General features: G+C 75.1%; 21 protein-coding genes. 11 read left to right on the top strand and 10 right to left on the bottom strand.

Annotated features, from left to right (window positions below):
• The first annotated feature begins 799 nt into the window (after positions 1-799).
• Complete coding sequence (gene dmeF / locus A2CP1_RS02345; RefSeq protein WP_012631880.1) at positions 800-1,873, top strand: CDF family Co(II)/Ni(II) efflux transporter DmeF; 1,074 nt, start codon at positions 800-802, stop codon at positions 1,871-1,873.
• On the opposite strand, the gene A2CP1_RS02350 is transcribed toward dmeF, so the two are convergent.
• From A2CP1_RS02350 to A2CP1_RS02370, 5 genes are all read right to left on the bottom strand, one after another.
• The gene (locus A2CP1_RS02350) at positions 1,874-2,398 is read right to left on the bottom strand and encodes a hemerythrin domain-containing protein (RefSeq protein ID WP_012631881.1); all 525 of its coding nucleotides are present in this window, start codon (positions 2,396-2,398) and stop codon (positions 1,874-1,876) included.
• A complete protein-coding gene (locus A2CP1_RS02355; protein WP_012631882.1) occupies positions 2,395-2,868 on the bottom strand; it encodes a hypothetical protein in 474 nt (157 codons plus the stop codon). The genes A2CP1_RS02350 and A2CP1_RS02355 overlap by 4 nt, the downstream gene beginning before the upstream one ends.
• Positions 2,869-2,877: 9 nt before the next feature.
• Positions 2,878-3,603 carry a DUF6448 family protein gene (locus A2CP1_RS02360; protein WP_012631883.1) on the bottom strand — a complete coding sequence of 242 codons (726 nt, stop codon included), beginning with the start codon at positions 3,601-3,603 and terminating at the stop codon, positions 2,878-2,880.
• Positions 3,604-3,608: 5 nt separating this feature from the next.
• The gene (locus tag A2CP1_RS02365) at positions 3,609-4,280 is read right to left on the bottom strand and encodes a TetR/AcrR family transcriptional regulator (protein WP_012631884.1); all 672 of its coding nucleotides are present in this window, start codon (positions 4,278-4,280) and stop codon (positions 3,609-3,611) included.
• 101 nt (positions 4,281-4,381) lie between these two features.
• Positions 4,382-5,092 (bottom strand): hypothetical protein, encoded by a 711-nt coding sequence (locus tag A2CP1_RS02370; RefSeq protein WP_012631885.1) that lies wholly within the window; start codon positions 5,090-5,092, stop codon positions 4,382-4,384.
• Between the two features lie 203 nt (positions 5,093-5,295).
• Here A2CP1_RS02370 and A2CP1_RS02375 point away from each other — a divergent pair, with 203 nt between their 5' ends.
• The gene (locus A2CP1_RS02375; protein WP_012631886.1) at positions 5,296-7,467 is read left to right on the top strand and encodes a bifunctional alpha,alpha-trehalose-phosphate synthase (UDP-forming)/trehalose-phosphatase; all 2,172 of its coding nucleotides are present in this window, start codon (positions 5,296-5,298) and stop codon (positions 7,465-7,467) included.
• A 604-nt stretch (positions 7,468-8,071) separates the two neighbouring features.
• Positions 8,072-8,935: a ferritin family protein gene (locus A2CP1_RS02380; RefSeq protein WP_012631887.1), complete on the top strand. Its 864-nt coding sequence runs from the start codon at positions 8,072-8,074 to the stop codon at positions 8,933-8,935.
• Positions 8,936-8,944: 9 nt separating this feature from the next.
• Here the strand turns inward: A2CP1_RS02380 and A2CP1_RS02385 are convergent, their stop codons facing one another.
• The 3 genes from A2CP1_RS02385 to A2CP1_RS02395 form a co-directional block, all read right to left on the bottom strand.
• Positions 8,945-9,910: an aldo/keto reductase gene (locus A2CP1_RS02385; RefSeq protein ID WP_012631888.1), complete on the bottom strand. Its 966-nt coding sequence runs from the start codon at positions 9,908-9,910 to the stop codon at positions 8,945-8,947.
• A gap of 83 nt (positions 9,911-9,993) precedes the next feature.
• The gene (locus A2CP1_RS02390) at positions 9,994-10,665 is read right to left on the bottom strand and encodes a class I SAM-dependent methyltransferase (RefSeq protein WP_012631889.1); all 672 of its coding nucleotides are present in this window, start codon (positions 10,663-10,665) and stop codon (positions 9,994-9,996) included.
• A 44-nt stretch (positions 10,666-10,709) separates the two neighbouring features.
• Positions 10,710-10,901: a hypothetical protein gene (locus A2CP1_RS02395; RefSeq protein ID WP_012524560.1), complete on the bottom strand. Its 192-nt coding sequence runs from the start codon at positions 10,899-10,901 to the stop codon at positions 10,710-10,712.
• 111 nt (positions 10,902-11,012) lie between these two features.
• Here A2CP1_RS02395 and A2CP1_RS02400 point away from each other — a divergent pair, with 111 nt between their 5' ends.
• From A2CP1_RS02400 to A2CP1_RS02415, 4 genes are all read left to right on the top strand, one after another.
• Positions 11,013-11,807, top strand: a complete 795-nt coding sequence (locus A2CP1_RS02400) for a DUF3014 domain-containing protein (RefSeq protein WP_012631890.1) — start codon at positions 11,013-11,015, stop codon at positions 11,805-11,807.
• Between the two features lie 418 nt (positions 11,808-12,225).
• Positions 12,226-13,725, top strand: a complete 1,500-nt coding sequence (locus A2CP1_RS02405; RefSeq protein ID WP_012631891.1) for a LysR substrate-binding domain-containing protein — start codon at positions 12,226-12,228, stop codon at positions 13,723-13,725.
• Entirely contained in the window at positions 13,722-15,452 is a 1,731-nt protein-coding gene (locus tag A2CP1_RS02410) for a PhnE/PtxC family ABC transporter permease (protein WP_012631892.1), read from the top strand. The genes A2CP1_RS02405 and A2CP1_RS02410 overlap by 4 nt, the downstream gene beginning before the upstream one ends.
• Positions 15,453-15,627: 175 nt before the next feature.
• Positions 15,628-16,479 carry a putative selenate ABC transporter substrate-binding protein gene (locus tag A2CP1_RS02415; protein ID WP_012631893.1) on the top strand — a complete coding sequence of 284 codons (852 nt, stop codon included), beginning with the start codon at positions 15,628-15,630 and terminating at the stop codon, positions 16,477-16,479.
• Positions 16,480-16,534: 55 nt separating this feature from the next.
• Here the strand turns inward: A2CP1_RS02415 and A2CP1_RS02420 are convergent, their stop codons facing one another.
• On the bottom strand, positions 16,535-17,014 hold the full coding sequence (locus A2CP1_RS02420; protein ID WP_041450418.1) for a hypothetical protein: 480 nt from the start codon (positions 17,012-17,014) through the stop codon (positions 16,535-16,537).
• Positions 17,015-17,456: 442 nt separating this feature from the next.
• Between A2CP1_RS02420 and A2CP1_RS02425 the strand changes: the two genes are divergently transcribed.
• On the top strand, positions 17,457-18,125 hold the full coding sequence (locus A2CP1_RS02425; RefSeq protein WP_012631894.1) for a transposase: 669 nt from the start codon (positions 17,457-17,459) through the stop codon (positions 18,123-18,125).
• Positions 18,126-18,227: 102 nt separating this feature from the next.
• On the opposite strand, the gene A2CP1_RS02430 is transcribed toward A2CP1_RS02425, so the two are convergent.
• On the bottom strand, positions 18,228-18,533 hold the full coding sequence (locus A2CP1_RS02430; protein WP_150106312.1) for a hypothetical protein: 306 nt from the start codon (positions 18,531-18,533) through the stop codon (positions 18,228-18,230).
• Positions 18,534-18,786: 253 nt separating this feature from the next.
• Between A2CP1_RS02430 and A2CP1_RS02435 the strand changes: the two genes are divergently transcribed.
• From A2CP1_RS02435 to A2CP1_RS02445, 3 genes are all read left to right on the top strand, one after another.
• Positions 18,787-19,386: a hypothetical protein gene (locus A2CP1_RS02435; protein WP_012631896.1), complete on the top strand. Its 600-nt coding sequence runs from the start codon at positions 18,787-18,789 to the stop codon at positions 19,384-19,386.
• 261 nt (positions 19,387-19,647) lie between these two features.
• On the top strand, positions 19,648-19,998 hold the full coding sequence (locus A2CP1_RS02440) for a hypothetical protein (protein ID WP_012631897.1): 351 nt from the start codon (positions 19,648-19,650) through the stop codon (positions 19,996-19,998).
• 607 nt (positions 19,999-20,605) lie between these two features.
• Positions 20,606-22,330, top strand: a complete 1,725-nt coding sequence (locus tag A2CP1_RS02445) for an acyl-CoA carboxylase subunit beta (RefSeq protein WP_012631898.1) — start codon at positions 20,606-20,608, stop codon at positions 22,328-22,330.
• The last annotated feature ends 39 nt before the right edge of the window (positions 22,331-22,369 follow it).

Consider the following 22,369-nt stretch of genomic DNA (forward strand, 5'->3'; position numbering starts at 1 on the left):
GGTAGGCGCGCTGCGCGGCGGCGCCCCGGTGCAGGCGCGCGGTGAAGCGGAGCGCGATGCGCGCATCGTCCTCCGAGCCGGGGGCGAAAGGTGCGAGGCGGCGGCCGGTGCGGGCGTCCACCGCCACGAGGCCGCGGCCCAGCGCGGCCGCGTCCTGCGCCACGCTGCCGGCGAGCGCCACCGCCACCGCGGCGCGCACCGCGCGATCGACGGCGCGGCGCGAGCGCGCGGGCCGGGCGCGGTAGCGGTACTCGCAGGAGCCGCCCACGTCCCCGCGGCGGGTGATGGTGACGTGGCGGAGCTCGAATCCCTCGAGGAGCGCCACCACCGCGTGCCCGGCCTCGTGCCAGGCGCGCAGCTCGAGCGCGCCGGGGGGCGCGGGGCGGAAACGGGGCGGGACCGCGGCGGTCACGGGAGCCTCGCCGACAGGATCGCACCGCGACGCGCCCGGGTCGCCAGGCCGCTCGGGTGGTGGTGAGGGCGGGCGAGCAGGCGCGCGGTCGCGCCAAGCGTGGATCGAGAGGCCCGGGACGATCGAAGGGCCGCCGTGCAACGTGGCGGCCCTTCTTGGCTCGGGGGACTTCCCGTGCCGCGCGTGCCGTGTACGGGCCTCGAACCAGCGCCCGGACAGGAGGAGGGACGCCTCCTCGCAATCGGCCCTCACGGCGGACCGCCGCAGTTCGGCGCGCGGTCCCCGAGCTGGTTCCAGGCTACGCCGTCCCCGCGGCCCCGGCGGCGGTCCTGCGGGCTCGCCCGTTCGACCCGGATCCGGCGCCGCGGGCGCTATACTGCCGCCCCCATGCACCTCGAGGACCTCGGACCCTGGAAGCACGGCCACGCGTTCGGCACGGCGGTGGAAGCGAGCGGCGAGCGGCGCACGCGCTGGGTGGTGGCGCTCACGCTCGCGATGATGGTGGGCGAGATCGCCGCCGGGATGGTGTACGGCTCGATGGCGCTGCTCGCCGACGGCTGGCACATGGGCACGCACGCGGCGGCGCTCGGCGTGGCGGCGTTCGCCTACGCCTACGCGCGGCGGCACGCCGCCGACCCGCGCTACAGCTTCGGCACCGGCAAGGTGGGCGCGCTGGGCGGGTTCGCGAGCGCGGTCGGCCTGGCGGTGGTGGCGCTGCTCGTGCTCGGGGAGAGCGCCGTCCGCCTCGCCTCGCCGGTCGCGATCCGCTTCGACCAGGCCATCGGCGTCGCGGTGCTCGGGCTGCTCGTGAACCTGTTCAGCGCGTTCCTGCTGCGCGACGAGGACCACGGGCACGCGCACGGCCACGGCGATCACGAGGACCACGACGACCACCCCGTGCACGACCACGGCGCGCACGGTCACGCGCACCACGACCACGACCACGACGCGCACGCTCACGCGGTCCACGACCCCGAGCTGGACCTGGAGGCCGAGCTCGGCATGGACGAGCACCGGGACCACAACCTGCGCGCGGCCTACCTGCACGTGCTCGCCGACGCGCTCACCTCGGTGCTCGCGATCGTGGCGCTGCTCGCGGGCCGGGTGCTCGGCTGGACCTGGATGGACCCGGTGATGGGGATCGTCGGCGCGCTGGTGATCGCGCGCTGGTCGGTGGGCCTGCTGCGCGACACCGGCGCGGTCCTGCTCGACGCCGAGGTCGCGGAGGGACGCCGCGCCGCCATCCGCGCCGCGCTCGAGCAGGGCGAGGACCGGGTGGCGGACCTGCACCTGTGGCGGGTGGGCCCGCGCCACCTCGCCGCGATCGTGTCGGTGGTCGCGACCGCGCCGCGCGCGCCCGCCGAGTACAAGGAGCGGCTGCACGCGTTCCCGGACCTGGTGCACCTCACGGTCGAGGTGCACGCCTGCGAGGCAGCGCCCGGCGCCCGGGCCGCGCGCTGACTACCGCGGGCCGGGCCGCGCCTCGGCCTGCTTCGCGGACTGCTCCAGCGCCGCCTCGGCGGTGCGCAGCACCCGCGGCCCGTCGTTGTACGCGGCCACCTTCACCGGCGGATACGCGGCCATGCGCGCCACGATCTCCTGCGCGCGGGCCGCGAGCAGGCGGTCGCAGGTGGCGTAGAGGCCGTCCGGCGCCTCCTCCAGCAGGTTGTGCGGCGCGAGGATCTTGCGGATCTCGCCGATGAGCGCGTGCGTCGGGGTGGGGACGAGCAGCGACGCGATGGCGCCGTGCTCGATGCGCAGGCGGCGCGCGAGCGGGAGCGGCTCGCCGCCCTGCGCCTCGCGCGCGGCCGGGAGCAGCACCTTCTCCTCCAGCGCGATGTGGCGCAGCAGGCCGGCGCGGAACGCGTCGTAGGGCGGACGGTCGATCGCCGCCGGGTCGGCCGCGGCGCGGGTGAGCAGGCCGTCCAGCCGCAGGTGGTCGTCGGAGAGGAACCGCTCGATCCGGCCGGCCTCGCGCGCGCTCACGGTGACTCCTCGTCGTCCTCGTCGGACGCCTCGCCCATGAGCTGTCGGTGCTGGGCCTCGCGGACGATGCGGTCCACCAGCGGGAACGCGGCGCCGGCCAGCTCGGGATCGTCCCGGCCGGCGTCGCCGTCGTGCCCGGCCGTGAGCAGCGCCAGCAGCAGCCAGTCCTGCTCCGAGATGGGCAGGTACGCCTCCGGCCGGTACCCGTCCGCCGAGGCGCGGAACGGCTCGAGATCGCCGTGCGCCGGGCGGAGCACCACGAAGCGCCCGCGCTCGAGCTCGCGGTGCGCCTCCAGGAGCCACTCCCGGCGCGCCGAGTCGCGCACCCGCGCCGCCCCCAGCCGGCCGGCGTCGGGACGGCCGAGGGCGGCCCAGGCGGCCGCCGCGTCCGGGGCGAGCGGCTTGCCGTTGGGATGGGTCGCCGCGCCGGCGGCGTAGCGGGTGACGACCTCGGCGGCCGGGGTGGGCATGCAGGACCTCTAGTGAGCGTGGTGCGTGTCCGCAGCCGGCTTCACGGGGGCCCTGGCGGGCGCGCGGCCGTGGGCGGCGTGCGGGTCGGCCGCGGGCGCCTGGGCGCCGGGCTTCGCGTGCGCGGCGTGCGGATCCGCGGCGCCGGCGTCGGCGTGCCCGGCGTGGGCACCACCCTGGGTGGCGGCGGCGTTCACGCCCTCGGCCCAGTGCACGAGCGGCACGTAGGCGGCCACCCAGCGGCGGCCTGCGGCCACGTCGTCGGCGGGCGCCTTCTCGGCGGCGAGCCGGGTCCAGTGCTTCTCCAGGCCCTGGTGCACCGCCGCCTGGAGCAGCCGCTCCACCTCGGCCGGATCGCCCTTCGCGATGGCGCGGTCCATCGCGACCACGGCGGGGTCGAGGTCGGCGCCGGCGGGCTTGAGCCCGGTGTACGGCGCGCCCTCGCCGGCGCGGTGCACGCGGACCAGGGTCTCGAGGAACCAGGTGTCGGCGACGTCGCGGGCCTCGCCGCCGGCCTTGCGCGCGGCGCGGGTCTTCGCGAAGGCCGCCTTGATCTCGGCCTCGTCCGCGGGCTGCACCCAGGCCAGCACCGGGGACAGCTTGCCGGACTCGAGGGCCGCCTTCGCGGCCACCACCACCGGGCCGTCGAGCGTGTCGCAATGCGCGCGGGCGGCGGCGGGGGCGAGCAGCGCGGCGAGCGCGAGGGAGAGGAGGGGAACGAGCTTCTTCGGGGTCATGTGCTTCACCTTTCGTCTGTCCGTCGTGACCGGGGGGCCCGCGGAGGACGGCGCTCCGCGGCGGCTGCGCGGCCGTCGGGCCGGCGCAGGAAGGTCTCGAGCGTGCGCCAGACGCGCTCGACGAGCTCGGGGGGGCGGCTGGCGGCGCCGGGGGAGTGGGCGAGCGCGAGCAGCGCGCCGAGCACCAGCACCTGCGCCTCGTCGATCCCGGCCGCCGGCGAGAGGCCGCCCGCGCGGCGCGCCTCCTCGAGGCAGCCGCGCACGAACGCGGTGGACCGGCGGCGGAACGCCTCGAGGCGCGCGGCCCCGGCCCCGTCGCCCACCAGGCCGACGTCGTCCGAGGCGAACACGCGGGCGATGGCCGGGTTGGCCCGGATGACCGCCACGCGCTGCCGGAAGAACGCGCCCAGCCGCGCCAGGGGCTCCGCCGCCTCGGGTGGGAAGCCCTCGAACAGCAGCTCCTCCATCCGGTCGATGGCGGCCGCCGCGATGGCGTCCTTGGTGGGGAAGTGGCGGAACAGCGCCGCGTCGGAGACGCCGACCTCCCGCGCGATGGCGAGCGCGGTGAAGTGGGCGGCGCCCTGGGCGGCGATCACGCGCAGCGCGGCGTCCGCGATCTCGCGGCGACGATCGGTCCCGGGCTTGCGCGCGCTGCGGCTGGCGGAGGAGCTCTGCACCCCGCTGATGTAAGTGAGTGCTCACTAACATGCAACGAGGAGACGACGTCCCGGTGGGGCCGCCCCGGAGGAACGTGACGCGGGTGAGATCGACCGCGCGGCTACAGGTGCGCGATGCGGGGCGGCTCCTCGTCGTGGGGGTGCGCCTCGTCGCGATCGCGCAGGCGCCGCTCCCAGGAGCGCGTCACCACCTCGCGCGAGCCGAGCCCCACCGCCAGCGCCAGCGCCAGGACGATGCCGCCGAACAGGATCGAGAACGAGATGGTGACGAGCGCGCCACCCACCCCGAGGTGCTGCAGCGCCATGGCGCCGCCCAGCACCGTCACCAGCCAGCGCGCGCCGGTGGCGAGCAGCCGGGCGGAGCGGATCTGCATGTTCACCGCGCTCACCAGCACGCTCGCCTCTACCCACCGCGAGAGCGCCACCGCCGCGGCGAACAGCACGCCCGCCACGATGACGCTCGGCGTGTACGTGAGCACCCGCTCCGCGAGCGCGCTGGTCCAGCGCGACTCGACCGAGGTCAGGCTGAGCGCGAGGCCCACCGCGAACGTGAGCCAGAACGTGAAGCGGGTGGCCGCGGTGACGAGCGAGGGCAGGCGCGAGCGATCCTCGGCCGGCGCCCACCGGCGCAGGAGCCGGTCGAGCTGGACCGCCTTCAGGATCCGGCGGACCAGCCGTGCGCAGGCCCACGCGAGCGCGAGCGACAGCAGCGCGAACACGAGCGTGGCGAGCAGGCCGGGCACCAGCCGGGCGGCGTTGACGGCGAGCCGCTGGAACGACTCGCGGAGGGTGATCGCGACCGCTTCCCACATGACCGGCCTCCTCTCTGCGGGGGACGACCACCGTAGCGCCCGGAGGGCGGCCGGTCAAAGCACCCCCGGTCCGCCTGCGCCCCTCACGAGGTTCATTTGGGACACCAACGGACCGGGCTGGTAGGATCGACGTCACCGCGACCGGTTGCCGCGCCCCGGGCGCGCCGGGCGCGGATCTCCGGCTCCTGCGAAGGAAAGGTGCGATGTCGCGCGTGGTGATCGTATCGAACCGGCTGCCCGTCACCGTGGAGCGCGCGGGCGAGGCCGTTCGCGTGGTGCCCAGCGTGGGAGGCCTCGCCACGGGCCTGCGGCGGCCGCACGAGCAAGGCGGCGGGCCCTGGGTCGGCTGGCCGGGCGACCTGGCCGGGCTGGATCCCGAGCAGCAGGCGCGCGTGGAGGCGCGGCTCTCGGACCTGCGGCTCGCGCCGGTGCACCTCACCTCCGAGGAGGTGCAGCGCTACTACCAGGACTACTCGAACGCGCTGCTCTGGCCGGTGTTCCACTCGTTCCCCGGCGAGGTGCCGCTGGAGATGGGCGGCGCCGCCGAGTACGAGCGGGTCAACGGGCGCTTCGCCGACGCGGTCGCAGCCACCGCGCGGCCGGGCGACGTGATCTGGATCCACGACTACCAGCTGCTCCGGCTGCCGGCGCTCCTGCGCGAGCGGCTCCCCGAGGCGCGCATCGGCTTCTTCCTGCACATCCCCTTCCCGTCGTCCGACCTGTTCCGCGTGCTCCCGCAGCGCGAGGCGCTGCTCGAGGGCATGCTCGGCGCGGATCTGATCGGGTTTCACACAGCGTCGTACATGCGCCACTTCTCCTCGTCGGTCCTGCGCGTCCTGGGCGCCTGGACCGACGTGGACCGCATCCGCTGGCGCGGGCGCGAGGTCCGCATCGGCGTGTTCCCGATGGGCGTGGACGCGGCCGACTTCGCCGGCACCGCGCACGGCGCCGACATGGACGAGGAGGTCCGCGCGCTCCGCCGGGACGGGAGCCGGCTCATCGTGGGGATCGACCGGCTCGACTACACGAAGGGCATCCCCCGCCGCCTGCTCGCCTACGAGCGGCTGCTCCGCGAGCACCCGGAGCTGCGCGGCAAGGTGCGGCTGGTGCAGGTGGCGGTCCCGTCGCGCACCGAGGTGGGCGCATACCAGGAGTTCCGGGACCAGGTCGACGGGCTGGTGGGCCGCATCCACGGCGCGTTCGCCACGCCGACCTGGTCGCCCATCCACTACCTCTCGCGCGGGCTCGACCGCGCGCAGGTGGTGGCGCTGTACCGCGCCGCCGACGTCATGCTGGTCACGCCCATCCGCGACGGGATGAACCTGGTCGCGAAGGAGTTCGTGGCCGTGCGCGACGACGGCGACGGCGTGCTGGTGCTGTCCGAGTTCACCGGCGCGGCGGCCGAGCTGGCCGAGGCGGTGCAGGTGAACCCGTACGACGAGGCGGGCACCGCGGCGGCGATCCAGCGCGCGCTGGAGATGCCGGAGGACGAGCGGCGCACGCGCATGACCGGGCTGCGGCGGCGCGTCACGCGCTACGACGTCCACTGGTGGGCGCGGACGTTCCTCGAGCGGCTGCGCGAGGCCCCCGCGCCGGTGCGGCCGCAGGGGCTGGAGGTGTCGCCGCGCGCGGCCGTCCAGGACGCGCTCTCCCGGCTCCGCGCGGCGCCGCACGCGACGCTGCTGCTCGACTACGACGGCACGCTGGTGCCGTTCGCGCCCACCCCCGAGCTGGCGCGGCCGGACCGCGAGCTGCGCGACCTGCTGCGCGACCTCGCCCGCCACCCGCGCCTCGCCGTGCACCTCGTCACCGGGCGCCAGCGCGACACGGTGGACCGCTGGTTCGGGGACCTCGGCATCGGCCTCCACGCGGAGCACGGCTTCTGGTCGAAGCTGCCCGGCAACGGCTGGCAGCTCGCCGCCCCGGTGTCCACCGCCTGGCGCGAGCCGGCCCGCGCCATCCTGGAGGAGTTCGCCGCGCGCACGCCGGGGTCGCTCGTGGAGGAGAAGTCGGCCGGGTTCGCCTGGCACTACCGCACCGCCGACCCCGACTTCGGGGCGGCGCAGGCGCACGACCTCATGCTCCACCTCTCCACGGTGCTGTCGAACGCGCCGGTGGAGATCCTGCCCGGCGCCCTGGTGGTCGAGGTACGTCCGCAGGGCGTGGACAAGGGCAAGGTGGTCGCCCGCGCCGCCGCCGCCTCGCCCGAGGGAAGCCTGCTCGCCGCCCTCGGGGATGACCGGACCGACGAGGACATGTTCGCGGCCCTGCCGGACGGCGCCATCGCGGTCCACGTCGGGCCGTCGCCGAGCCGCGCCCCGCTGCGCCTCGCCGGCGTGCCGGAGTCACGGGCGTTCCTGCGCGGGTTGCTGTAGGGCGGCCGGGCCCCGGCTGGGCGGCTCAACGTCCCGGGAGCCTGGCGAGCCTGCGCCGGCGTGCCGGAGTCACGCCGGCGGGAGCCCCGGGTGCCGGGAGCCCCGTGCGCCGGCGCGCCGGAGTCGTCACGCGCCGGCGGCCGGCGGGGCCGGGGTGCCGGAGTCACGGGGCCGGGATCCCCGGGTGCCGGAGTCAAGGCCGGAGCCCCGGGTGCCGGAGTCAGGCCGGTGTGCCGGAGTCACGGGGCCGGGGTGCCGAGGCCGGGGGGGCCGGGGTGCCGGAGTCACGCGGGTCCGGCGGGCCGGGGGCCGGGGTGCCGGAGTCACGGGGCCGGGGTGCCGGAGTCCTCACGCGGGGCCGCGCCGGCGCGAGCCCCGGGTGCCGGAGTCAAGGCCGGGGAGGCCGGGGTGCCGGAGTCACGCGGGTCCGGCGGGCCGGGGTGCCGGAGTCGTCACGGGCCGGCGTGCCGGGGTGCCGGAGTTGCGGACGGGGGCTGCAGACCGGCTGCGCCGGATGGGAGGCCCCATTCGCGGGCCTCCGCCGTGACACACCCATCACACGTCCCGCATAGGCAAGTGGGCCTTCCGACGACGAGGTGCCCACGTGCTGTATCCCGAGCTGTTCAGGTCCCTGGAGCGCGCCCGCTGGAGCCTCGAGGACGACGTCCCCTGGTCGAGCTTCGATCCGACCGCGCTCTCCGACGAGCAGGCGCTCACGGTCAAGATGAACGCCATCACCGAGTGGTCGGCGCTGCCCGCGACCGAGATGTTCCTGCGCGACAACCGGCACGACAGCGACTTCTCGGCGTTCATGTCGATCTGGTTCTACGAGGAGCAGAAGCACGCGCTCGTGCTCATGGAGTACCTGCGCCGCTTCCGCCCCGACCTCGTTCCCACCGAGGACGAGCTGCACGCCGTCCGGTTCGAGTTCGACCCGGCGCCCGCGCTGGAGACGCTCGCGCTGCACTTCTGTGGCGAGATCCGGCTCACCCAGTGGTACCGCCGCGCCGCCGAGTGGCACACCGAGCCGGTGCTGAAGCAGGTGTACGGCCTCATCTCGCAGGACGAGGGGCGCCACGGTGGCGCCTACCTCCGGTACATGCGGCAGGCGATCGAGCGGCACGGCGACGCTGCGCGCGCGGCGTTCGCGAAGCTCGGCGTCCTCATGGCGAGCAGCGGCCGCAGCGGCAAGCCGCTCCACCCGACCAACCTGCACGTCAACCAGCGGCTCTTCCCGCGCGACACGGTGCAGAGCCGGCTGCCCGACCCGGGCTGGCTCGACCGCTGGCTCGACGGCCAGATCCGCTTCGACGAGGGCTGCGAGCGGCGGGTGGTGCGGACCATGCTGCGCAGCCTGTCGGCGCTCCTCGGCGAGAGCTTCGAGACCGTCCGCGACCTGAACCGCTACCGGAAGTCGCTCGCGGGCGCGGCGGCGCCGGCGGCGAGCGCCGCGCCCATGCACGCCTGAGCCCGCCGCTCAGCGTCCGCCAGCGCCCTCGAGCCGCGCCACGTCGTCCGGCGTGAGCGCGACCTCGACGGCGCCGGCCATGTCCCGCACCTGCGCCGCGCTCGTCGCGCTGGCGATGGGCGCGGTGACGCGCGGGCTCCGCAGCTGCCACGCGAGCGCGACCTGCGCCACGGTCGCGCCGTGCGCCCGGGCCACCTCGCGCGCAGCGGCCAGCACCGCCTTGGCGCCCGGGTCGGCGAGGAGCGCGTTCACCTTGCCGGCGCGGGCGGTGGGCGGGGGCAGGCCCGGGCCGTACTTGCCGGTGAGGAAGCCTGAGGCGAGCGCGTAGTAGGTGCACACGCCCAGCCCGCGCGCCGCGCACAGGTCGGCGAGCGCGCCCTCGTAGCCGCCGCGCGAGACCAGGTTGTACTCGGGCTGCAGCACCGCGAACCGCGCCAGGCCGGCGCGCGCCGAGAGGTCGAGCGCGGCCGCGAGGCGCGGCGCCGCGTAGTTGGAGGCGCCGAGGTGGCGCACCTTGCCCGCCCGCACCAGCCGGTCGAACGCCCCGAGCGTCTCCTCGAGCGGCGTGGCCGCGTCGTCGCGGTGCGCGTAGTACAGGTCGATCCGCTCGACCCCGAGCCGCCGCAACGAGCCGTCGCACGCGTGCAGGATCTTCTCCGCGGAGAGCCCGGCCGCCGAGTCCGGGCCGCCCATGCCGACCTTGGTGGCGATCACCACCTCGTCGCGGCAGCGCCGCTCGCGCAGCCACGCGCCGAGGACCTCCTCCGACTCGCCGCCGCGGTGGCCCGGCACCCAGGCGCTGTACACGTCGGCGGTGTCCACGAAGTTGCCGCCCGCCTCGCGGTAGGCGTCGAGGACGGCGAAGCTGGCGGCGCGGTCTGCGGTCCAGCCGAACACGTTGCCGCCCAGGCAGACGGGAAAGACGGACAGGTCGGTGGCGCCGAGGCGGCGCCGCTGCGGGATCGAGGAGGTCATGATGTGGGGGATCTAACCGCGCGCCGGCCCGCGTTCACCCGCGCGTGTGCGCGCACCTCCGCGCGCGGCCGGCCGCGCCGCAATCAGCCGCGCGCGGCCTCGAGCTCGTAGAACGGCAGGCCGGCCCGGCGCGCCGCCCACAGGCCCGCGCCCACCTGCACGAAGTGCCGCGCCAGCCGCCGCCGGTACCAGGCGCCGGTGCGCCGGTGCATCGCGGTGTCAGTGCGCTCGAGGTCCACCACCGTCTCGAGGTCGCCGCGGGTGATCACCTCGAGGTAGAGGAGCCCGCGGCACATCGCGCCCAGGTTGTCGATGGCCCGCGCCGCGGCGCGGTCGTCGAGGTAGTGCAGGACCCCGTGGCACACGACGAGGTCGAAGCGCTCGCGCGCCCGCCACCGCGAGATGTCGCGCTGCTCGTGCCCGTAGCGCGCGCAGGCGTAGGGCGACACGTCCACGGAGCGGTAGGCGACGGCGGGCCGATGCCTGCGCAGCCACGCCCGCCACAGCCCGGTCCCCGCGCCGACGTCGAGCACCGAGCGGACGTCCACCCCCAGCCAGCCAGCGAGCCCGCACACCCCGCTCGCCAGCCGCGCGATCTCCGCCGCCGAGTGGACGCGGTCCTTCCCCCGGTAGTGCCGCCGGTAATAGGCGGCGTCGAAGCGCCCGGGCGCGTCCGGCGACGCGCGGCGGGCGGACGCGGCCGCGGGCGGTGGGGCGGGGCGAGCGGGACGGCGGCGCGGCGCGCGGGGCGGCATGGGCGAGAGAGAACGGCCGGCACGCCGCGGCGTCAAGCGCGCCGTCACACGTCCAGCGTCGGCGCCCCACCGTCGAGCAGCGCCGCGATCATGCGGACGCGCCGCTCGGCGCGGCGGCGGCACGCGGGATCGAGCGAGCGGTCCAGGGCGGCCCGCACCTCGTGCACCGGGTCGCCCAGGCGGCGGTTGCCGGTGATGGGGCCGCAGGGGCCGGGGGTCTTCATCCGTTCGCGCATCGTTGCACCTCCATGTTTCGACCTGAACGCAATATCAGGATGGTCTGACATCGAGGTGCCCGCCTCGACGCGGGGCTGGCGCCCCCGGCCAAACGGAGCGATCCAGTTCACATGCCCGAGCCCACCCAGCGCGAGCGCCGCCCTCTCCGCGGCGGCGACCTCGCGGCCATCGTGCTCGCGCTGGCCGTCGCCGGCGCCATCGCCTACTTCTGGGTCCAGCGCCGCCCCGCGGCGCCAGCGACCCCTCCCGCGGTGCCGGAGCAATCCGCCCCCGCGGCGACGCCGTCGACCGCGCCGCCTTCGGCCGCGGTCCAGGCCGACCCGGCGCAGGTGAAGACGCTCCTCGAGGCAGCGTCGGCGGATCCGGAGTACCGCCGCTGGCTCGGCGCCGGCGGCGACCTCGTCCGGCTCTGGGCGGTGCTCACCGACAACCTGGCCGAGGGCGTCTCGCCGCGGAAGCAGCTCCCGTTCCTGGTGCCGGAGCAACCGTTCTCGGTGACGGAGCAGGGCGGCCGGCGCGTGATCGCCTCCGCGTCGTACGCGCGCTACGACCGATTCGGCGACGCGGTGGCGTCCATCGACGCGAAGGCGATGGCCGCCGCCTACCGCGCGCTGCGGCCCGCCGTCGAGACCGCGTACCGGCTGCTCGGCTACCCGGACGCCGTGCTCGACCGCGTCACCGCGCGGGCGCTCCACCGGCTCGAGTCGGCGCCGCACCCTGGGGGGCCGGTCGAAGTGGTCCCGCACGCGGAGCCCGGGGCCGGATGGGCCTACGCGGATCCGGCGCTCGAGCACCTGGGCGCCGTGGAGAAGCACCTCGTGCGCCTGGGCCCGCGCAACGCCAGCAAGGTGCAGGCGAAGGCGCGCGAGATCCGGGAGGCGCTGGGGCTCCGGGAGCCGCGGTAGCCGCCTGGCGGGCCGCGGGGGCGCGCGCGGGCGCGGGGCCGCCGTGGTGCCGGACACGCGCCGTGGTGCCGGACACGCGCCGTGGTGCCGGACACGCGCCGCGGTGCCGGACACGCGAACCCGCCGGCCCCCCGGAGACCCACGGTGCGGGAGACGGATCCCGGCGGTGCCGGAGACGTCCCGGCGGTGCCGGAGACGGGTCCCGCGGGGACCCACGGTGCCGGAAACGGACCCCCGCGGTGCCGGAGACGGACCCCGGTGCCGGAGACGGGTCCGGTGCCGGAGACGGGTCCCGGTGCCGGCCGCCGGTGGCGCCGTGAGGCCGCCGGTGCCGGAGACGCGGGTGGTCCGCGGCTGACGGCCCTCGTGGGTGGCGCGAAGCTTGCCCGGCAACCGTTCCGCCGCTACACAGCCCCGCATGCCGCAGCGCCCGGAAGCCGCCCGCGCGGGTCCCGTCGCGGGGCCGGACGCCACCCGCTCCGCGCCTCCGGGGCCGGCGCTCGCGCTGCGCGGCGCCGGGCGCGCCTACGGAGCCGTGCGCGCCCTCCGGCCGCTCACGCTGGAGATCCGCCGCGGCGAGCGCGTCGCGCTCCTCGGCCCGAGCGGCGCCGGGAAGTCCACGCTGCTCCGCCTGCTCGACACCTCGCTCGCGCCGTCGGAGGGCGTGGTGGAGGTGCTGGGGCAGCCGATCGCCGCCGCCGACGCCCGCCGCCTCCGCGCCCTGCGGGCGCGCATCGGGACCGTGCACCAGCAGCTGCTCCTCGTCCCGCAGGCCACCACCATGCAGAACGTGGTGGCCGGGCGGCTCGGCCGCACCTCGCTCGCGCGCACGCTCGCCGCGCTCGTCTCGCGGCGCGAGGCGGCGCGCGTCCGGGCGTTGCTCGACGACGTCGGCATCGGGGACAAGATCTTCGAGCGGGTGGACCGGCTCTCTGGCGGCGAGCAGCAGCGCGTCGCCATCGCGCGGACGCTCTACCAGGACCCGGAGCTGATCCTCGCCGACGAGCCGCTCGCCTCGGTGGACCCGGCCCGCGCCGCCGACATCGCCGCGCTCCTCACGCGCGCGTTCGCGGGCCGGACGCTGGTGGTCTCCACGCACCGCATCGAGCCGCTCCTCGCCCATGTCGATCGCGTGATCGGCCTGCGCGAGGGCACGCTCGCCTTCGACAAGCCGGCCGCGTCGCTCACGCTGCGCGACCTCGGCGAGCTGTACGAGGCGCGGCGCGGCGCGGCCGACCCGGCGCGCGCGCCGGCGGCCCGGCCGCCCTCCGATCCCGACCTCGCGCCCGGCGGAGCGCTGCGCATCGGCGCGTCCAGCACGCCCGGCGAGCACCTCCTCCCGCCGCTCGTCCGCGCGTTCGCGCGCGCCTACCCGGGGACGCGGGTGAGCCTGAGCCTGAGCGACTCGGCGGCGGTGACCGAGCAGGTGCGCGCGGGGGCGCTCGACCTCGGGTTCGTGGGCGCTCGCGAGGACGATCCCGCGCTCGCTTACGAGGACGTGGCCCGGGACGAGATCGTGCTCGTGGCCGCGCCGGCGCTGGAGCTGCCGCCCGAGCCGCTGCCGCTCGAGGTCGCGGCGCGGCTGCCGCGCGTCGATCGCGAGCCCGGCTCCGGCACGCGCGCGGTGGTGGAGCAGCACCTCGCGAACATGGGCGCCGCGCTCGACCCGGCCGCGGCGGTGCTGGAGGCGGGCGCGCTCGTCGCGCTCAAGGCGGCGGTGGTGTCGGGCATGGGCGTCGCGTTCGTGTCGCGCCGCGCGGTGGGCGACGATCTGCGCAGCGGGCACGTGCGGGTGGTGCGCGTGGAGGGGCTCAGCATCCCGCGCCACGTGTTCGCGGTGGCGCGGCGGAGCCCCGGGCCGAGCGCCGCGGCGCGCGCGTTCCTCGAGGTCGCGCGCGCCGAGGTGCCGCCGGCGTGAGCCAGGCCGCCTTGCACGAGCGCCCGCCGCTCCCGCTCCTGCTCCGCTGGCCGGGCCTCGTGCTCGCCGCCGTGCTGGGGATCGCCTGGCGCATGTCGGAGGGGAGCCTCGGGGCCCTGCTCGCGCCCGAGGCCCGGTCGGCCGCGGCGGAGTTCGCGCGCGGCTTCTGGCCGCCGGCGCACTCGCCTGCGTTCCTCCGCTTCCTGGCCCGGCCGCTCGCCGAGACCGTCGCCATCGCGTTCGCCGGCATGACGCTCGCGCTCGTGCTCGCCGCGCCGCTCGCGTACCTCGCGACCGCGCCGGACGTCGGCCGGGTCCGGGGCGACGCGCCGGGGCCGCTGCGCCGAGCGGCGTGGATCGGTGCGCGCACGGTGCTCAACCTGATGCGCTCCGTCCCGGAGCTGGTCTGGGCGCTCGTGTTCGTGCGCGCGCTCGGGCTCGGGCCGGCCGCAGGGGTGGCGGCCATCGGGATCGGGTACGCGGGCGTGGTCGGGAAGGTGTTCGCCGAGATCTGGGAATCCTCGCCCTGCGCGCCGGCCCGCGCGCTCGCCGCCGCCGGGGCGCCGCCGCGCCGCGCCTTCGCGCTGGCGGTGCTGCCCGGGTCGGCGCCGCTGCTCGCCTCCTACGCGCTCTACCGGCTCGACTGCGCGCTCCGGGCCTCGGCGGTGCTGGGGCTGGTGGGGGCGGGCGGGATGGGCGTGCAGCTCGAGCTGTCGCTCAAGATGTTCGCGTACGACGAGGTGGCGACGCTGGTGCTGGCGCTGTTCGCGGTGGTGGCCGCGGTGGACCTCCTCTCCGCCTGGGCCCGCCGGCGCCTCGCGGAGAGCCGCGGGCTCTATCCGGCCGGCCCGGGCGCGCTCCGCTGGCGCGCGGCGATCCTGGGCACCTGGCTCGCGCTCGCCGCCGGCGCGGCCGCGTACCTCGAGCTGCCGCTCGGCGAGCTGTTCTCCGGGGCCACGCTGCGGAGCGCGGCAGCCTTCTTCGGCTCGATGTTCCCGCCCGACCTCTCGCCCGGCTTCCTGCGCGGGCTCGCCCCCGCCGTGGCCGAGACGCTGGCGGTGAGCGTGCTCGGGAGCGCCCTCGCGTCGGTCCTCGGGCTCGGCCTCGCGCTGGCCGCGGTCCACCCCGGCGCGCGCGGCCTGGCCGGCGCGCCGGGCGACTCGCGCCTGCGGGCCGGGGCGCGGCTCGCGGTCACGGCGGGCGCCCGCGGCGCCATGAACCTGCTCCGGACGCTGCCGGAGCTGCTGTGGGCGCTCGTCGCGATCTTCGCGGTGGGCCTGGGCCCGTTCGCGGGCGCGCTCGCGCTCGGCATCCACAACGCCGGCGTGCTCGGGCGGCTCTACGCCGAGGCGCTCGAGGAGGTGCCGCCCGGCCCGGTGGCGGCGCTCCGCGGCGCCGGGGCGCGCCCGCTCGCGGCGACGCTGCTCGGCGCGCTGCCGCAGGCCTGGCCGCAGCTCGTCGCGTACACGCTCTACCGGTGGGAGGTGGCGGTCCGCGCCTCGGCGGTGCTCGGCGTGGTGGGGGCGGGCGGCATCGGCGCGCTCCTGCACGTCTCGCTCAACCTGTTCCAGCACCACCGCACGCTCACGCTGGTCGCCGCCATCGTGCTGCTCGTCACCGCGGTGGACCTGTTCTCCGGCTGGCTCCGGGCCCGCATCCTGGCGGGCCCCGCGAGCCGCGCCGCGCCGCGCGCCGGCTGCGCGCCCGGGCTCGCGAATGCGACTTGAGCCCGGCCCGGAAGCGAGAGGGGAGGTGAGCCGCGTGCAACGCATCGAGCAGCGCGTCCCGCTCGACGCCTGAGGCCGAGAGGCCCGCGGGGCGAGTTCGCCCCGGCACGTTCGCAGCAGCCCGAATGCTTCTCACCTCCGGCGCGCCCGCGCCGGTACCACCGGAGCGTCCTTCATGCACCGCATCGCCGCCCTCGCCGTCGCCGCCGTCCTGCTCTTCCCGCCCGCCGCGCGCGCGCTCGACGCGCTGCGGGTCAGCGCCATCCCCGACGAGTCGCCCACCGAGCTGCAGCGAAAGTTCGAGCCGCTCGGCAAGTACCTCGAGAAGCAGATCGGCATCCCGGTGAAATTCGTGCCGGTGACCGACTACGCCGCCACGGTCGAGGGCCTCGCCGCCGGCAAGCTCGACATGGTCTGGTACGGCGGCTTCACGTTCGTGCAGGCGCGGCGCCGCACCGGGAACGCCATCCCGCTCGTGCAGCGCGCCGAGGACGCCCGCTTCCACTCCAAGTTCATCGTGCCCTCGGCGTCCAAGGCGCAGTCGCTGAAGGACCTGAAGGGCGGGAGCTTCGCGTTCGGCTCGGTGAGCTCGACGTCCGGCCACCTCATGCCGCGCTACTTCCTGCTCCAGACCGGCATCGATCCCGACACGGACTTCGGCAAGGTCGCGTACTCCGGCGCGCACGACGTGACCGCGAAGTGGGTGGAGGCCGGCAAGGTGGACGCCGGCGCGCTGAACGAGTCGATCTGGCAGCGGCTGGTGGACGAGAAGAAGATCGACACCAGCAAGGTCCGCGTCCTGTGGACCACGCCCGAGTACCAGGACTACAACTGGACCGTCCGCGGCGACCTCGACCCGAAGCTCGTCGAGATGCTCCGCGCCGCGTTCCTCGCGCTCGATCCCGCGAAGCCCGAGGACAAGGCCATCCTCGACCTGCAGCGCGCCAGCCGCTTCATCCCCACCTCGCCCGACGCGTACAAGAACATCGAGCAGGCCGCGAAGTCGGCGGGGCTCATCAAGGACTGAGGTCGGGCGGCCCGTGCGCGCGGCGCGGTCCTCGGGCCCGGCGCGTGCCCGGACTTCATCCGCGACCCGGCGGCGACGAGATTGGGTCCGTGCCCAGCGCGCGAAGGCACGCTCGATACTCCTCGCCGCAACGCTCCTCGGCAGGCTTCCCGGCGTAGACGTCGCGCGGCACACGATGGCCCGGATGCTCGGCCTCGTACCTTGCGTGGAGCTCGCAGCTGCATGCCAAGTACGCGATCGTTGCTGCCAGGAACGCTTGCTCCTGACGTGAATGCGGAGCGCCGATGAACATGAGCGCTGGGCGCGCGCCCAGCTTGACCGTGGTCCGCGTCCCCTCAACGATCGTGCCCACGTGCCGCGTGACGGTGTGCCAGGCGGGAAGACCCTCATCGCGAAGCAGGCGCAGCGCCTTCACCACCGCACCCCTGAACTCCGGACTCCCGTACACCTCGACGCGGCCCACGCGCTCGATCCCACGCCGGACTGCACGTATGACATCCAAGGCGCCGATCATAGAGTGCAGCGGATTGACCATCCCGTCGTCCTCTCAGGTAAGCGTGCGGATGCCGGGTACGTTCGTGAGACACATCAACTGCTGCCGCGAGTGCGCGCGTTCCCGTCGTTTTCCGCTCTCCAGCCGGCCCTGCACTGATCGTATGACACGGACGGACCACGGAGGTCCTGGACGCTGAACGTGAGTACCGCCGGGATGGCGCTCAACGCGATGCGAAGCTCCCAGGAGAGGCGCGTCCAGAACATGCACGAGGTACGAGGTAATGGGGTAATGGTGCCGGAGTCCGCGTAGCAAACCAAGGGCGAGCAAGGGTGCCGGAGTTCGCGCGACCACGTGACCGCGTGTGAATCGGCGGAAGTGGTACGCGCCGCGACCGCAGGTCCGTCCTGCGGACGGATGGACGCGAGGTTCGCGAGGAGTTCGGCGGTCGATCGTTGGTATCGGACTTGCGTGAAGGCCCAGGATGGCCCGCGTCCCCAGGTTCGCGCTCGTCGAGCGCGATTCGTCAAATCACTGCACCTGGCGGGCGCACGATCTCGAGTTCGTCTTCGAGGAGCCGGGCGCGCGCGACGAGTTCCTGGAACTCCTGGGTCGGTACAAGGAGCGCTACGGCGTCGAGATCCGGTCGTACTGCCTGATGGGCACCCACCCGCACGTCACCTGCACGTGCCGCCAGGAGCAGGCGCAGTTCAGCCGCTTCTGGCAGGTCGTGAACGGGCAGTTCGCGCGCTGGTACAACAAGGTGAGGAACCGACGCGGTCAGGTCGTGATGGAGCGGATGCGCACGCCACGCATCCAGGAGGGCGGCGCGCATCAGCTCACCGTGATGCGGTACGGCGACCTGAACCCGGTGCGCGCCGGGCTCGTGAAGAGTCCAAAGGACTGGAAGTGGTCGAGCTACCGGCACTATGCGTTCGGCGAGCCGAACCCACTCATCACCGACGCGCCGGAGTACCTTGCGCTCGGGAAGACGGCTCCGGAGCGCCGAAAGGCTTACCAGACGCTGTTCGCGTTGCCGTTATCCGAGTCGCTTCGCACGCGGCGCGTAGAGCTCGTCAGCTTCCCTTTCGTCGGCGACGCGAGCTGGGTGAGGCGCCGACTCGAGCTCGCAGGGCTTTCGCCACCGGACTGACGTCGCGACGCGGGGCCGGGCGCCGCACGCGTGAGGTTCCACGAAACGTGGAACCCGGGCACCGCTGTCGGTTCGCTCCCGTCATCCGCCACGCGACGCGCATCATCCCCTCAGCTCTAGATAGAGGCCCGCGGCGAACACGGCGAAGCCCGCCAGCGCGAGGACGGCCCCGAACGCGGCCGACCAGGCCGCCGACCAGCGGATCATGCCAGCCCAGCTCCTCGCGTCGCGAGGTACCCATGCCGTGTGGGGCGGCACTCCGCGTGCCTCCAGGTTGCGCCGCCGCTCCTCGGTCGTGTCGACGGGATCACGAAATGCGCGCACACTGGTCCGGAATACAGCGACGCCAATGGCGGCGACGACGCCGCCGAGGAGCACGAGCTTCCCCGCCTGCTGCTCCAACGTCACGTTCCGCCTCGCGCGCTCGACATGTCTCGTCTCTTCGTGGATCCGCGGCACCGCCGCCGGGGAGACGCCATCATACGCCGAGTGCAGAGGCTCTCGCCGTGAGCCGGCTGCGGCAGGGATGCGCCGAGACGATGGAATAGCCAGCGCCTATCAACTAGCTGGGAACGATGTATTGGTGGCCATCCTCACCCCCGCGCATCCTCCATGTGTCCCCGCGGGCCCGACGGCCTGTGTGGACGAGCGGAGGAACCCGATGACCGTCGCCCTCACCGCCGCAGGCTTCGGCGCGCTGCACGCCGTCTCCGGCCCCGACCACCTACTCAGCCTGGCGCCGCTCTCGCTGGGGCAAGGGCGCCGGGCCTGGCGCATCGGATTGCAGTGGGGACTCGGGCACGCCGCCGGCACGGCCTTTGCCGCGGCGGTGCTGCTCGCGGTCCTGTCCGGCGCCGGGCTGCACGTGGTGGACGCCTGGGCCGAACGCGCGGCCGGCCTGGCGCTCGTGGCGATGGGCGCGGCGAACCTCGTGGCGCTCCACCGCGGGCGAGGGATGGCAGCGGGCGGGACGCGTGGGGGACGCCGGGCGGTCTTCTCGGTCGGCCTCGTGCACGGGGTCACCGGCGCGGCCGCGCTGCTGCTGCTCCTCCCCGCCGCGCAAGCGGGCGCGCCGGTGAAGGCGCTCGCCCTGGCCGGGTTCGTCGCGGGCAGCACGGCCGCCATGGTCGCGGTTACCGCGGCTATCGCCGCGCTCTCCGCGGCGGCCGCGCCCCGGCTCGCGCTCGCCACCCGGCGACTCCCGGCGCTCGCCTCCGCCGTCTCGGTGGCGGTCGGGATCGCCTGGACGATCGCGGGCTGACTCCGGCACCTAGGCGCACCATCGGTTTGCGGTGCCGTAGGCGGCCTGACTCCGGCACCGTCATCCCGCGGGCGCTGACTCCGGCACCCTCGGCTCCATCGGCCCGCGGCCGCGGCTGACTCCGGCACCATCGGCACGGCTGACTTCGGCACCATCGGCATCGCCATCGGCCATCGGGCTGACTCCGGCTCCATCGGCTCGCGGCACCATCGCATCGGCCATCGGCGCTCCGCTCCGGCTGACTCCGGCACCATCGCCACGATGGGCGCGGCGAACCTGGTGGCGCTCCGCCGCGGGAGGACCGTGGCCGCGGGACTCGCCGCGAGCGGCGCGCGCCGGGCGGTGTTCTCGGTGGGCCTGGTGCACGGGATCACAGGCGCTGCCGCGCTGCTGCTCCTCCTCCCGGCGGCGCACGCGAGCGCGCCGGTGAAGGCGCTCGCCCTCGCCGGCTTCGCCGCGGGCAGCACGGCCGCCATGGCCGCGCTCACCGCGGGCATCGCCGCGCTCTCCGCCGCGGCCGCGCCCCGGCTCGCGCTCGCCACCTGGCGGCTCCCCGCGCTCGCCTCGGCCGCCTCGGTGGCTGTCGGAATCGGCTGGGCGGTCGCGGCCTGACTCCGGCACCGTCGGCCGCTCCGCCGCGGCCGCGCCCCGGCTCGCGCTCGCCACCTGGCGGCTCCCCGCGCTCGCCTCGGCCGCCTCGGTGGCTGTCGGAATCGGCTGGGCGGTCGCGGCCTGACTCCGGCACCATCGGCGCGCTCCTCGGCCGTCAGCTGACTCCGGCACCGTCGGCCGGCCTGACTCCGGCACCGTCGGCCGCCGGCACCGCCCGCTCCTCGGCCGTCAGCTGACTCCGGCACCGTCGGCCCCGTCGGCCCGGCAGCGCGGTCGTGACTCCGGCACCGTCGGCCGCCGTCGGCCGAACCTGTGAACGCGGCAGCGCCGCGCGCGCCGGCCGAACGGGCGCCGCGGGTTCGCCGACAGTGACGACCCCGGCGACCAGCCAGCCGGCCGAGCGGGCGTTCTCGACCGCACCGGTCGGTCTTTGACGCGGCGAGGCAAAAGGGCCGCTCCCTCTTGCTCCGGCGCGCCGACCTTGTCACACTTCTGCTCCTTTTTTCCTGGGCGGGGTCCGCGCAGCGCGCTGCTCGATCCGAGCGCGCTGCGGCGGTTCCGCGCAGGGCCGCAGTCGACGCCAGCCACCTCCTGGAGGTCCGTGCCCGTGACCACGAAGGCGATCATCCCGACCCTGACGAACCCGCTCGATCCGCCCGAGAAGGTGGAGTTCACCATCCCCGGCGAGATCGCCAGGGCCACCGGCGGCTACGAGGAGGCCATGAAGGAGGGCTGGGAGCTCATCCAGCGTCCCATCCGCTCGGTCCCGGTCGATCAGATCGAGAAGCAGCACATCAAGAAGCGCATGACGGTGTGGGAGCGGATCCGCGTCCTCTCGGACAAGGAGCCGATGGTCCTGTACCAGAACTGGGGCAAGAACCTCGACGGCGCCTCGCTCGTCACCGCCGTCCTGAACATCGGCGGCCGCGACGTCGCGGTGTACGGGCACGACTTCACCGTCCGCGCCGGCTCGATGGACGCGACCAACGGCTCGAAGCTGGCGCGCCTGTTCCGCATGGCCGGCGAGAAGGGGATCCCGCTCATCGGCATGAACGACTCGGCCGGCGCCTACGTGCCGGCGGGCGTGGGCGGCCTCGACGGCTACGCCGAGGCGTTCACCGCGCTGCGCCGGATCAGCGGCGTGGTCCCGTCGATCATGTGCATGTTCGGCTTCAACGCCGGCGGCGGCTCCTACCTGCCGCGCCAGGGCAGCTTCGTGATCCAGCCTGCCGACACGTTCTTCGGCCTCACCGGCCCGGGCGTGGTGAAGTCGGTGCTGGGCGAGGAGATCTCGCCGGAGGACCTGGGCGGTCCCAAGGTGCACGGCGCCTCGGGCGTGGCCGACCTCACCGTCATCGACGAGCTCGCCGCGCTCCGCCAGGCGGTGCGCCTGCTGAACTACGTCCCGGACAACAACCGGACGATGGCGCCGTTCCAGGAGACGAGCGACCCGCTCGATCGCAAGACCTGGGAGATCAACACGCTGCTGAAGAAGGCGTTCAACTCGCCGACGGGCTTCAACACGCCGTTCGACGTGTCGATCATCATCCAGCAGGTCTGCGACTACGGTGACTTCTTCGAGATCCAGCCGGAGCGCGCGCGCGAGGTGGTCACCGCGTTCGGCCGCCTGGGCGGCCACGTGGTCGGCTTCGTCGCGAACAACAGCGCCATCGGCTCCGGCCAGATCGACTGCGACACCGCGCTGAAGATCGCGAGGTTCGTGCGCTTCTGCAACGTCTACAACATCCCCATCATCTTCATGGAGGACACCACCGGCTTCCTCCCCGGGCGCGAGCAGGAGGCGCGCGGCATCGTGCAGGCCGGCCGCTCCATGCTCGACGCGATCGTGGACGTCCGCACGCCGCGCATCCTGCTCATCCTGCGCAACGCGTTCGGCGGCGCCTACGCCTCGTACAACAACTACCCGACCGGCGCCGACGTGGTGCTGGCGCTCCCCACCACGCGGCTCGCGGTGATGGGGCCGGCCGGCAAGGAGTTCGTCTACAAGGACGAGCTCCGCAAGATGCGCAGCGCCGCCGCCGAGCGCGCCAAGAAGGGCGCGCAGCAGCGCGTGGCCGCGGGCATGGAGGGCGAGGCCGCCCGCAAGGACGCCGAGAAGGAGGCGGCCGAGTGGCTCAAGGGCGAGGAGGCCGCGCTGGGCCGCCGCTACGAGAAGGAGCTGATGAACCCGAAGGAAGGCCTGGCGCTCGGGTCGATCTCGTCGCTGGTCATGCCGACCGACCTCCGCAAGGTGCTCGGCCAGAACCTGCACTTCCTGCTCCGCCACTACACGCCGTCGCCGATGAGCGGCCCGCAGCGCGAGTTCCACTAGGCCCCGCGCACCGGACCCGAGACCCGGAGAACCGAACGA

The organism is Anaeromyxobacter dehalogenans 2CP-1 (genome assembly GCF_000022145.1).
Classification (GTDB): Bacteria; Myxococcota; Myxococcia; order Myxococcales; family Anaeromyxobacteraceae; genus Anaeromyxobacter; species Anaeromyxobacter dehalogenans.